Raw genomic sequence first — 11,808 nt, forward strand, 5'->3', positions numbered from 1 at the left:
CACCGGGATACTCACGACCGTGACTGCCGGCTGCCGCGGCTCACTCGACCAGCTGGCTGGTGATGACGATTTCACCACTCAGTACCTTGTGAATCGGGCAGGCATTGGCAATCTCCAGCAAGCGCGTGCGCTGCTCCTCGGTCAGCGCACCGGCCAGGCGAATGTCGCGCCCGATCTCCGTGTGCCCTGGCCGCTCCTGCAGCACCTTCAAATCCACATCGACGGACTCCAGCGGCAGGCCCTTGCGCTGCGCGTACATGGCCACCGTGATGGACGTGCAGGCGCCCAGGGCTGACAGCAGGAGCTGGTGAGGCGAAGGACCGGTGTCGCCACCGCCCAACCCGGCGGGAACATCGCCGAGCCACTCGTGTTCGCCGTCACTCAATCTCACCTGGAATGCCGCGCCTGCAAAGGACGCACGGACTGTCGGTTCTGCCATGGAGAAATTCCCAATTCGATAGGGCCTGTCAGGCCGGGCGAGGAGCCATGCGCTCAGGCATGGCTCCTCGCGGTTGGATCACTTCGCTGCGGTCAGCAGGCTGTAGCTGGTGATCAGATTGCGGTAGTCCGGGATATGCGCGGAGAACAACGCGGCCAGGCCCTCGATGTCGTTGCGCCAGTCGCGGTGCAGCTCACAGGCCACGCCGAACCAGGTCATCAGCTGCGCGCCGGCGGCTTCCATGCGGCGCCAGGCGGCATCGCGGGTGACTTCGTTGAAGGTGCCCGAAGCATCCGCCACCACGAACACGTCGAAGCCCTCTTCCAGCGCCGACAGCGCCGGGAAGGCCACGCAGACTTCGGTCACCACGCCGGCGATGATCAGCTGTTTCTTGCCGGTGGCCTTGACCGCCTTGACGAAGTCCTCGTTGTCCCAGGCATTGATGTTGCCCGGACGGGCGATGTAGGGCGCGTCGGGGAACAGGTCTTTCAGCTCCGGCACCAGCGGGCCGTTGGGGCCGGTTTCGAAGCTGGTGGTGAGGATGGTCGGCAGCTTGAAGTACTTGGCCAGGTCGGCCAGGGCCAGGACGTTGTTCTTGAACTTGTCCGGTTCGATGTCGCGTACCAGCGAGAGCAGACCGGCCTGGTGATCGACCAGCAGTACGGCGGCCTGGGTCTTGTCGAGACGGACGTAGGGCTTGCTCATGGCGTTTCCTCGTTCTCAGGTTGAATGCCCAGCGTCGCTCGTTGGGCAAGGGGGATTCAGAAACACGAATCCGGTACTTCGTGCGGGGTCACCCGATGCCGTGCCCTCGTGCGACCATCAACAGGTCGCCAGGGCCAAGGTGACCGAAGCGCAAACCTCACATTCCACTGCGGGGATTTATCAGGTTAGATTCACGCCTGACCTGCATCCTGACCGTCAGTCGTTCAGTTGGCCGAAGCGCCCCTTCTCGAAGTCCTGAACTGCCTGACCTCTCTCGCTTTCGCTGTTCATCACAGTGGAATCGCGGTGATCCGGCTCGCCCTTGTAAACGAAGGTGACCGTCTCGAAACCGCGATATTGCGTATCTCCCACAACCGACGGCAGTAACGGTAGTTGCGCAACGCGGCTCCCGCTAGAGCCATGAAATGACCCTCACAGTTCTATTCCTGGAACTCCGAAACCACCTGGATTGGTGGTAAAAGCGCCCCGCGGACGAGGCCGGAAACAAAAGAGCCGCACGCTGTTCACGTGCGGCTCTGCCCCTTGGTTTCCGCTATCGGCTGGTATCGATCAGGCCACCACGGGGATCAGCGGGTCGGCCGCGGCCAGTGCCACCGCGCGATCGGCCGCCGGCGGGTAGATCCACTGGGTGTTGATCTGGGTCTTGAGCTGCTTGCCCTCCTCCCCCGTCAGCTTGATCTGGCGGTCCCAGCCCTCGGTGTACACCGCGCCCCAACTGCCCAGGTCCAGGCAGGTGACGTACTTGGGCTGGCTGTAGGGAATCGGCGCGACGCCCAGCAGGTCGGCGGCGGCGTTGTTGCCGGCCGAGCGCCCCAGGGAGATGGCGTGCTGGCAGGTCATCAGCGCGTAGTTGCCCAGGTCGTCCGTCGCGGCGTAGGCGGTATCGCCGGTAGCGTAGATGAGGTCCTGGCCCATCACCTTGAGGTTGCGGTCGACGTGCAGGCGCCCACGGGGATCGCGCGGCGCGTCGATCTGCGCGGTCAGCGGCGAGGCTTTTACCCCGGCGGCCCAGATCACCGTGCGGGTCTCGATGCGCTCGCCATTGGCCAGGGTCACACCGTGCTCGTCCACCGAGCTCACCGGCGCGCCCAGGCGCCAGGACACGCCGAGGGTCTCGCTGGCGTGGGCGATGATCTCGGCGATCGAATCCCCCATGGCGGCGCCGATGCGCTGGCCCGGATCGACGATGATGATGTTCACCGCAGCATCCTCACCGAGGATCGCTCGCAGCCGGCCGGGCATTTCGGTGGCGGTCTCGATGCCGGTGAAGCCACCGCCCACCACCACCACAGTGTTGCGTGCCGGACTGTCCGGCAGGCGGGCCAGCGCGTGCAGGTGTTCCTCCAGCTTCAGCGCCGACTCCAGGCTGTCCACATCGAAAGTGTGACGCTCGATACCGGCGGCGGCGGGTCGCGCCACTTCGCTGCCTGCTGCCAGCACCAGGCGGTCGTACTCCAGTTCGCCCGACTGGCCGCTGGCATTGCTGTAGCGAACGCGTCGCGCCTGGCTGTCGATCTCGGTGGCGCTGCCCTGGACGAACTCCACGCCAACCGCCTGGAACAGCTCGCCCAGCGGCGCGGTGGTGCCGGCGACGTTGTGTTCGTAGAAGCGCGGGCGGATGCGCAGTTCGGCCTGCGGCGCGAGCAGCGTGACTGCCACGTCCGCGCGCTGCTGGTCGAGCAGGCGCACCGCACTGAGGGCACTCCAGAGGCCGCCGAATCCGGCACCGATGATCAGGATCTGTTGTTTCATGATGGGCTCCAGAAAGAGGTCGTGGGGGAGACTCACCGGCCTGATGCCGGACTACGGGACGCATTGTGCGAGTCACTTTGGCCAGCGTATTGATCCAATTCCCGCTAAAGTGATTGATCCACTTCGAGAGCCCGGCCATGCCTGCCAACAAGAACGCTCCTCTGGTCGTCTCCCTGCCCCTCGGCGCCCCGGAGCCGGGCGTCACCCTGCAGCGCTGGCTGTATGAAGCGCTGCGCGAGGCCATTCTCAGTGGCCGCCTGCCCGGCGGCAGCACCTTGCCCAGCACCCGCGCCCTGGCGCAGCACTACAAGGTCGCCCGGGGCACGGTGCAGGCGGCCTACCAGCAGCTGCTGTCCGAGGGCTACCTGCAATCGCGCACCGGCAGCGGCACCCAGGTCAGCGAGGTGCTGCCGGATGCGACCCTCGGCAGCGGCTACGTCCGACGCAAGGTCATCCCCACCGCCGAGACGCCCCTTCCGCTGCCGGCCACCCCCTGGATAGAACGGCTGAATGCGATCAAGCCGGTCTTCGCCCGGCGCAGCGTCACACCGGGGCTGCGGCCGTTCTTCCCGCACCGGGGCGATGTCGGCGCCTTCCCGGTGGACCTGTGGCGCAAGCTGCACCTGCACCAGTTGCGCAGCTCCAGGCTGCCGGCCCTGCTGGATGCGGACCCCGGCGGCCTGCCGGCCCTGCGCGAAGCGGTCGCCAGCTACCTGGCCATCGCCCGCGGCGTGCAGGTGGGCGCCGACTGCATCATCATTCTCGGCAGCGTGCAGCAAGGGCTGGACCTGTGCCTGCGGCTGCTGGTGCCGCCAGGGGAAAAGGTCTGGATGGAGGACCCGGGATATCCCGGCGCCCGTCAACTGATGGAAGTCTCCGGCGTCGCGCGGGTGGACGTGCCGGTGGACCACGACGGCCTGCGGGTGGAAGACGGCATCCGCCTGGCCGCCGAGGCTCGCCTGGCCTACGTCACGCCGTCGCGGCAGGCGCCATTGGGCGGCGAGATGTCCCCGGCGCGCCGGCTGGCCCTGCTGCGCTGGGCCAGCCAACACAACGCCTATGTGTTCGAGGATGACTACGACAGCGAGTATCGCTTCATTGCCAAGCCGATCCCGGCGCTGCGTTCGATGCCGGGGGCGAACCACTCGGTGATCCTCGCCGGCACCTTCAGCAAACTGCTGTTCCCGGCGATCCGCCTGGCCTACCTGGTGCTGCCGCCGCAACTGGTGGAAAGCTTCACCCGCGCCGCCGCCCTCACCGCCCGGCACGCCAACAGCCTGGGCCAGGCGGTGCTCGCCGACTTCATCAGCGAGGGCCATTTCGACCGTCATGTACGGCGCATGCGCAAGCTCTATGCCTCGCGGGCGGAAGCCTTCGCCGAGGCCGCCGACCGGCACTGGCGCGGCGTCATCCGGGTGCCGGAAATCCGCGCCGGCCTGGACATCGCCGTCGAACTGGAACTGGACGATGAGGCCGCCGCCTATGCCAGGATCACGGCGGCCGGCATCGACCTGCTGCCGCTGCTGCCGTACTGCGCCACACCCCGCGCACCGGGGCTGGTGATGGGCTTCGCGCCCTATGACGAGGCCTCCATCCACGAGGCCGCCGAGGAATTGGGGCGAATCCTGAGAGGCTGAGCGGCACTCAGGCCATATCGCTGCGGGCGAACTCCTCGGCCAGGAAGTCGATCAGTGTGCGCACCGAGGGCAACAGGCCGCGCCGTGACGGGAAGATCGCGTGGACGATGCCGCAACGGGGCATCCAGCCGGGCAAAGGTTCCACCAGCGCACCGGAGGCCAGATCCTCGCGCACCGCTACACGCGGCAGATGCGCGATGCCCACACCCGCCACCACGCTGTTGCGCAGGGCCAGCAGATCGTCGGTGACCATGCGCGGTCGGTGCGGGATCACCAACCCTTCCCCCTCGGGATTGAACAGCTCCCACTGGTATTCCCGCTGCGAGCCGCCCCAGTGCAGGCTCGGCAGCGTGCCGAGGTCCTCGGGCCGGAAGTCCGCAGGCAGCCGGGCCAGCAGGTCCGGGTGCCCAACCAGGCACTGGGTGCTGTTGGCCAGTATCTTCATCACCATGTCGGTGTTCTCCAGCGGCGGAAAGCGCACCCGCAAGGCCACGTCGAAACCCTCGTGGAGCAGGTCGACGCGCCGGTTGGTGCTCTCGATGAACAACTCCACCGCCGGGTACTCGAGCATGTAGCGCGACAGCATCGGCCCCACCCAGGAGTTCAGCAGCGTCGTCGGGCAGGCCAGGCGCACCAGCCCGCGCGGCTCGCTGCGGTTGCGCTCGATCACCTCCGCCGCCCCCTCCGCCTCCACCCGCATGGCCAGGCAACGCTGGTAGTAGGCCTGGCCGATCTCGGTCAGCGAACAGTGCCGGCTGGTGCGCTGCAGCAGGCGCACGCCAAGGCGCTCCTCCAGCTCCGCGATGCGCCGGCTGAGCTTCGACTTGGGCATGTCCAGCGCACGCCCGGCCGAGGCGAAACCGCCGTGTTCGACAACCTGGGTGAAGTAGTACAGGGAGTTCAGGTCTTCCATTTCCGTTCCTTAAATAGAACGCTAGAGATGATTTTTGCAGTCTAGCGCATCAAGGGTGCCGTTTTTAATCTTTACCCCATGCAGTGACGCACTGCAGCGACCTCCGGTACGCCGGGCACCCACTGAAAGCAAATCGAGGAATTCAACATGACCAACGTTACCTACAACCGTCTGGACAAAGACAACGCCGCCGTCCTGCTGGTCGACCACCAGGCCGGCCTGCTCTCCCTGGTTCGCGATATCGAGCCGGACAAGTTCAAGAACAACGTGCTGGCCCTGGCCGACCTGGCCAAATACTTCAAGCTGCCGACCATCCTCACCACCAGCTTCGAAACCGGCCCCAATGGCCCGCTGGTACCGGAGCTGAAGGAAATGTTCCCGGACGCCCCCTACATCGCCCGCCCCGGCCAGATCAACGCCTGGGACAACGAAGACTTCGTCAAGGCGATCAAGGCCACCGGCAAGAAGCAACTGATCATCGCCGGCGTGGTGACCGAAGTCTGCGTGGCCTTCCCGGCGCTGTCCGCCCTGGCCGAAGGTTTCGACGTCTTCGTGGTGGCCGATGCCTCCGGCACCTTCAACGAAATGACTCGCGACGCCGCCTGGCGCCGTATGGAAGCCGCCGGCGCGCAGCTGATGACCTGGTTCGGCGTGGCCTGTGAGCTGCACCGCGACTGGCGCAACGACATCGAAGGCCTGGCCGCGCTGTTCTCCAACCACATCCCGGACTACCGCAACCTGATCACCAGCTACAACCTCCTGAGCGGCGCCAAGTAAGGCAGCGCACAAGCCCATGGGGCCGGCACCTCCAGCGAGGTGCCGGCTTTTTTGCATGGGCCGGCGGCGCGGCAGAAAGCCGGCCAGAGCGGATGATGAACAACGACACATTCCATGAGTGGCGGCCGGAACGCGGGAAATGCTGCAGGTGGAGCGCAACCCGCGCTGATTGCCGCCGACGGATGCGGAATGTGGCGGCGCCGATCAACGCGAGCCGATCCTGGGCCGCTGCTGGAAAACAAAACGCCCCGCGAGCCGGATGCTGCTCGCGGGGCGCTGTTTTACCGAGGATCAGCGCAGATCGAAGCGATCCAGGTTCATCACCTTGGTCCAGGCCTTGACGAAGTCATCGACGAACTTCTGCCTGGAATCGCTGCAGGCATAGACCTCCGCCAGGGCGCGGAGCTGGGCGTTGGAGCCGAACACCAGGTCGATGCGGGAGCCGCTCCACTTCACGTCGCCACTCTTGCGGTCGCGGCCTTCGTAGAGGTCGTTGGCGGACGAGGTCGGTTTCCACACCGTGCCCATGTCCAGCAGATTGACGAAGAAGTCGTTGCTCAGGGTGCCCGGCTTGCTGGTGAACACGCCGTGGGGCGACTGCCCGACGTTCGCGCCCAGTACGCGCAGACCGCCGACCAGGACGGTCATTTCCGGTGCGGTCAGGGTCAGCAACTGGGCCTTGTCCACCAGCAGGTGTTCCGGCAGGACCGGGTACTTGGCCTTGAGGTAGTTGCGGAAGCCATCGGCGCGCGGTTCGAGCATGCCGACCGAGTCCACGTCGGTCTGCTCCTGGCTGGCGTCCATGCGTCCCGGCGCGAAGGGTACGGTCACATTGTGGCCGCCGTCCTTCGCCGCCTTCTCCACGGCGGCGCCGCCGGCCAGCACGATCAGGTCGGCCAGGGAAATCTTCTTGCCACCGGAGGCGGACTTGTTGAAATCAGCCTGGATGCCTTCGAGCACCTTGAGCACCTTGGCCAGCTGTTCCGGCTGGTTGACCGGCCAGTCCTTCTGCGGTGCCAGGCGGATGCGCGCGCCGTTGGCGCCACCGCGCTTGTCGGAGCCCCGGAAGGTGGAGGCCGAGGCCCAGGCGGTGGAAACCAGCTCGGAGACTGTCAGGCCGGAGGCCAGTACCTTGGCCTTCAGCGCAGCCACGTCGTTGGCGTCCACCAGCGGGTGGTCGACGGCGGGGATCGGGTCCTGCCAGATCAGCTCTTCGGCGGGGACTTCCGGACCCAGGTAGCGGGCGCGCGGCCCCATGTCGCGGTGGGTCAGCTTGAACCAGGCACGGGCGAAGGCGTCGGCCAACTGGTCGGGGTTCTGGTGGAAGCGCCGGGAGATCTTTTCGTAAATCGGGTCGGTGCGCAGCGAGATGTCCGTGGTGAGCATGGTCGGGTCGCGGCGCTTGTTCGGGTCGAACGGGTCGGGAATGGTGCCGGCCCCGGCACCATTCTTGGGCTTCCATTGGTGGGCGCCGGCCGGGCTCTTGGTCAGTTCCCATTCGTAGCCGAACAGGATGTTCAGGAAGTTGTTGCTCCACTGGGTCGGGGTGTTGCTCCAGACCACTTCCAGGCCGCTGGTGATGGCATCTTTACCCACGCCGCTCTGGTAGGTGCTGCGCCAGCCCAGGCCTTGCTCTTCCAGCGGGGCGGCTTCGGGGTTGGCACCGACGTTGTCGGCCGGGCCGGCGCCGTGGGTCTTGCCGAAGGTGTGGCCGCCGACGATCAGCGCCACGGTCTCTTCGTCATTCATCGCCATGCGCGCGAAGGTTTCTCGGATGTCGACGGCGGCGGCCAGCGGGTCGGGGTTGCCGTTGGGGCCTTCCGGGTTCACGTAGATCAGGCCCATCTGCACGGCGGCCAGGGGGTTTTCCAGGTCGCGGGCGCCGGTGTAGCGCTCGTCGCCCAGCCAGGTTTTCTCGTCGCCCCAGTACACGTCCATGTCCGGTTCCCACACGTCCGCACGGCCGCCGGCAAAGCCGAAGGTCTTGAAGCCCATGGATTCCAGCGCGACGTTGCCGGTGAGGACGATCAGGTCGGCCCAGGACAGCTTGTTGCCGTACTTCTGCTTGATCGGCCAGAGGAGTCGGCGGGCCTTGTCCAGGCTGACGTTGTCCGGCCAGCTGTTGAGCGGGGCGAAGCGCTGTTGCCCGCGCCCCGCGCCTCCGCGGCCATCGCCGATGCGGTAGGTGCCGGCGGCGTGCCAGGCCATGCGGATGAAGAGCGGGCCGTAGTGGCCGAAGTCGGCCGGCCACCACTCCTGGGAGTCGGTCATCAGGGCCGTCAGGTCTTTCTTCACTGCGGCCAGGTCGAGGCTCTTGAAGGCCTCGGTGTAGTTGAAGGATTCCTCCATCGGGTCGGACTTGGAGGAATGCTGGTGGAGCAGGTCCAGCCTCAGCTGGTTCGGCCACCAGTCACGGTTCGTGGTGCCACCGCCAGCGGCGTGGTTGAACGGGCAGCTGGCTTTCTTCTCGTCACTCATCAGAGGCTCCTCGTCTGCGCCCATGCAGCGGCGCTGTGGCTTCGCTTAACCCATCAGAAGATAGATCAAATGAGCGACGGTGCTATGACCGATCCATTGGAGTTATCGATCGGCTGATGCGGTAAAAGGCTATGAGCACTGGATGGTGCGACCTTGAGCCCTCACTGCCGCAGCCTCTCCTCGTTCAGCGGCGGTTCAGGCTCAAGCTGGCTGCCATTGAGATATGACAGCGTTTTCTGCCAGATCAGCCGTTAGGGTTGCGGTAGCCCTTTCCTACTTCGGCACAGGCCGGGAGTCGAACATGACCGCAATGCAACCCGATGGAGGCAACGCCGCCCACTCCGGTACGGGGGGCTGGTACCGCAAGAGCGTCGAGCAGGCGATGACCGAGCTGCAGACCAGCGCGGAGGGATTGTCTCCCGATGAAGCCGACGCACGGCTGCTGCGCGTCGGTCCCAACGCGTTGCCGGGCAAGGCGGTCGATCCGCTCTGGCTGCGCTTCGCCCGGCAATTCAACGACGTGCTGATCTACATCCTCCTGGCCGCCGCCGTGGCCACCGCGCTGATGGGACACTGGACCGACACCATCGTCATCCTGCTGGTAACGGTAATCAATGCCGGCATCGGCTTCTTCCAGGAAAACAAGGCGGAGCAATCCCTCGCCGCCCTGCGCGGCATGCTCTCCAGCACTGCCCACGCGGTGCGCAACGGCAAGAAGATCGAGATCGACGCCACGCAACTGGTACCCGGCGACATCGTGATCCTGCGCCCCGGCGACAAGATTCCCGCCGATGTGCGCCTGTTCGACGTGCATCACCTGCAGGTCGAGGAGTCCATGCTCACCGGCGAATCACTCACCGTCGGCAAGCAGGCCAAGGCGCTGGACAAGGAAGCGCTGCTGGCCGAGCGCACCAACCTGGGTTTCTCCGGCACCCACGTCAGCGCCGGCAACGCCCGTGGCGTGGTCATCGAGACCGGCGCGCATACCGAACTGGGCCGTATCAACAAGCTGATCGCCAACGTCGACGAGGGCGAGACCCCGCTGCTGCGGCAGATCGCCGAGCTGGGCAAGCGCATCTTCCAGCTGATCGTCGGCATGATGCTGGTGCTTTTCATCATCGGCTTCTTCTGGCACGACTACCCCTTCGGCGAACTGCTGCTGTCGCTGATCAGCCTGGCCGTAGCCTCGGTGCCCGAGGGCCTGCCGGCCATCGTCTCGATCATCCTGTCCCTGGGCGTGCAGCGCATGGCGCTGAACAAGGCGATCATCCGCAAGCTGCCGACCGTAGAAACCCTGGGCGCCATGAGCGTGATCTGCTCGGACAAGACCGGCACCCTGACGATGAACGAGATGACCGTCAAAAGCGTGCTGCTCGCCAGAGGCCTGTACAGCGTCGAGGGCCAGAGCTACGAGCCTAGGGGCCGCATCATCTTCGGCGGCGCCAGCGACGAGCTCGACTGGGCGCAGCATGGTGCGCTGGAAGCGTTCATCCGCGCGGTGGACATCTGCAACGACAGCAGCCTGCAGCTCAATGACGAAGGCCGCTGGGGCGTGGTCGGCGGACCCACCGAGGGTGCACTGAAAGTCCTGGCGCGCAAGGCGAACCTGCCGGAAATCGAGTTCCAGAAATTCGGCAAGATTCCCTTCGATTCCGCCTACAAGTACATGGCCCGCCGCTGCGACGTCGCCGGGCAGAGCCTGATCTACCTCAAGGGCGCGCCCGACGTGCTGCTGCGCATGTGCCAGCAGCAGCTCGGCGCCCGTGGCGTGGAGCCGCTGGACCGTGCGTACTGGGAACGCGAGATGAGCTTCATCGCCGGGCAGGGCCTGCGCATGCTCGCCGCCGCCTACAAGCCGGTGCAGCCCGATGACGGCGTGATCGACCACGAAGACGTGCAGGACGGCATGATCTTCCTCGGCGTCGCCGGCCTGCTCGATCCGCCGCGCCCGGAGGCCATCGAAGCCATCGCGCTGTGCAAGCGCGCCGGCATCCAGGTGAAGATGATCACCGGCGACCACCCGGACACCGCGGTGGCCATCGCCGGCATGCTCGGCATGGGCAACGACCTGCACGCGATGACCGGCCAGGAGCTGGAGAAGGCCGACGACACGCAATTGAAATCCCTCGCCATGCAGTACTCGGTGTTCGCCCGCACCAGCCCCGAACACAAGCTGCGCCTGGTGCGCGCGCTACAGGCCAACGACGAAGTGGTCGGCATGACCGGCGACGGGGTCAACGACGCCCCGGCGCTGAAACAGGCCGACGTCGGCATCGCCATGGGCATCAAGGGCACCGAGGTGACCAAGGAAGCCGCCGACATGGTGCTCACCGACGACAACTTCTCCACCATCGCCGGCGCCGTGCGGGAGGGCCGCCGGGTCTACGACAACCTGAAGAAGACCGTGCTGTTCATCCTGCCGACCAACATGGCCCAGGGCCTGCTGATCGTCATGGCGATCCTCGCCGGCGCGGTGATCCCGCTGGCGCCGCTGCAGATCCTCTGGATGAACATGGCGACCTCCACCACCCTCTCCTTCGCCCTGGCCTTCGAGCCTGGCGAGGCGGGGATGATGCGCCGGCCGCCACGCGACGCGAAGGAGTCGATCCTCAACGGCTTTGCCGTCTGGCGAGTGCTCTACGTCGGCGGCCTGCTGACCGCCGCGGCCTTCCTGCTGGAAGCCTGGCTGCTCAGCAACGGCCACGATACCGGCTACATCCGCACCATGATCCTGCACACCCTGGTCACCGCGCAGTGGGCCTACCTGTTCAATTGCCGCCTGCAGGAGGAGTTCTCGCTGAACCTGGCGCTGCTGCGCAACGGCGCGCTGCTCACCGTGACCCTGGCGCTGATCCTGTTGCAGTGCTTCGTGATCTACGTGCCCTTCATGCAGACCGCCTTCCACACCGTCGCCCTGCCCTTCAGCGGCTGGCTGATCTCACTGGGGATCGGCATCGCGGTGTTCTTCGCAGTGGAGCTGGAGAAGCTGGTGATCCACCGCTGGAAGGCTTGGCGTCGCTGAGAGTTACGTCTTTAGCGGCATGACACGGGAAAGCCCCTCGCCAGACGGCTGAGGGGCTTTTTCT

The 11,808-nt window shown here is 66.0% G+C and carries 8 protein-coding genes; 3 read left to right on the top strand and 5 right to left on the bottom strand.

Features of this window, described 5'->3' with window-relative positions:
- Positions 1–40: 40 nt before the first annotated feature.
- From ACAW63_RS19230 to ACAW63_RS19240, 3 genes are all read right to left on the bottom strand, one after another.
- Positions 41–439 (bottom strand): OsmC family protein, encoded by a 399-nt coding sequence (locus tag ACAW63_RS19230; protein WP_371227786.1) that lies wholly within the window; start codon positions 437–439, stop codon positions 41–43.
- 78 nt (positions 440–517) lie between these two features.
- A complete protein-coding gene (ycaC, locus tag ACAW63_RS19235; protein WP_371227788.1) occupies positions 518–1,144 on the bottom strand; it encodes an isochorismate family cysteine hydrolase YcaC in 627 nt (208 codons plus the stop codon).
- Positions 1,145–1,714: 570 nt separating this feature from the next.
- Positions 1,715–2,917, bottom strand: a complete 1,203-nt coding sequence (locus ACAW63_RS19240; RefSeq protein ID WP_371227790.1) for an NAD(P)/FAD-dependent oxidoreductase — start codon at positions 2,915–2,917, stop codon at positions 1,715–1,717.
- A gap of 137 nt (positions 2,918–3,054) precedes the next feature.
- On the opposite strand from ACAW63_RS19240, the gene ACAW63_RS19245 reads away from it, so the two are divergent.
- Positions 3,055–4,554 carry a PLP-dependent aminotransferase family protein gene (locus ACAW63_RS19245; protein ID WP_371227792.1) on the top strand — a complete coding sequence of 500 codons (1,500 nt, stop codon included), beginning with the start codon at positions 3,055–3,057 and terminating at the stop codon, positions 4,552–4,554.
- Between the two features lie 7 nt (positions 4,555–4,561).
- Here the strand turns inward: ACAW63_RS19245 and ACAW63_RS19250 are convergent, their stop codons facing one another.
- Positions 4,562–5,467, bottom strand: coding sequence for a LysR substrate-binding domain-containing protein (locus ACAW63_RS19250; protein ID WP_371227794.1), 906 nt, complete (start codon positions 5,465–5,467; stop codon positions 4,562–4,564).
- A 147-nt stretch (positions 5,468–5,614) separates the two neighbouring features.
- Between ACAW63_RS19250 and ycaC (ACAW63_RS19255) the strand changes: the two genes are divergently transcribed.
- Positions 5,615–6,244: an isochorismate family cysteine hydrolase YcaC gene (gene ycaC / locus ACAW63_RS19255; RefSeq protein WP_371227796.1), complete on the top strand. Its 630-nt coding sequence runs from the start codon at positions 5,615–5,617 to the stop codon at positions 6,242–6,244.
- 291 nt (positions 6,245–6,535) lie between these two features.
- On the opposite strand, the gene katG is transcribed toward ycaC (ACAW63_RS19255), so the two are convergent.
- A complete protein-coding gene (gene katG, locus ACAW63_RS19260) occupies positions 6,536–8,722 on the bottom strand; it encodes a catalase/peroxidase HPI (protein ID WP_371227798.1) in 2,187 nt (728 codons plus the stop codon).
- Between the two features lie 301 nt (positions 8,723–9,023).
- On the opposite strand from katG, the gene ACAW63_RS19265 reads away from it, so the two are divergent.
- A complete protein-coding gene (locus tag ACAW63_RS19265; RefSeq protein WP_371227800.1) occupies positions 9,024–11,744 on the top strand; it encodes a cation-transporting P-type ATPase in 2,721 nt (906 codons plus the stop codon).
- Positions 11,745–11,808 lie beyond the last annotated feature (64 nt).

Source organism: Pseudomonas sp. QE6 (genome assembly GCF_041379005.1).
In the GTDB taxonomy this organism is placed as follows: Bacteria; Pseudomonadota; Gammaproteobacteria; order Pseudomonadales; family Pseudomonadaceae; genus Pseudomonas.

Bases quoted from the DNA above. Each gene is read 5' to 3' on its own strand.
- ACAW63_RS19230 (WP_371227786.1), bottom strand. From the start codon at position 439: ATGGCAGAACCGACAGTCCGTGCGTCCTTTGCAGGCGCGGCATTCCAG.
- ycaC (WP_371227788.1), bottom strand. From the start codon at position 1,144: ATGAGCAAGCCCTACGTCCGTCTCGACAAGACCCAGGCCGCCGTACTG.
- ACAW63_RS19240 (WP_371227790.1), bottom strand. From the start codon at position 2,917: ATGAAACAACAGATCCTGATCATCGGTGCCGGATTCGGCGGCCTCTGG.
- ACAW63_RS19245 (WP_371227792.1), top strand. From the start codon at position 3,055: ATGCCTGCCAACAAGAACGCTCCTCTGGTCGTCTCCCTGCCCCTCGGC.
- ACAW63_RS19250 (WP_371227794.1), bottom strand. From the start codon at position 5,467: ATGGAAGACCTGAACTCCCTGTACTACTTCACCCAGGTTGTCGAACAC.
- ycaC (WP_371227796.1), top strand. From the start codon at position 5,615: ATGACCAACGTTACCTACAACCGTCTGGACAAAGACAACGCCGCCGTC.
- katG (WP_371227798.1), bottom strand. From the start codon at position 8,722: ATGAGTGACGAGAAGAAAGCCAGCTGCCCGTTCAACCACGCCGCTGGC.
- ACAW63_RS19265 (WP_371227800.1), top strand. From the start codon at position 9,024: ATGACCGCAATGCAACCCGATGGAGGCAACGCCGCCCACTCCGGTACG.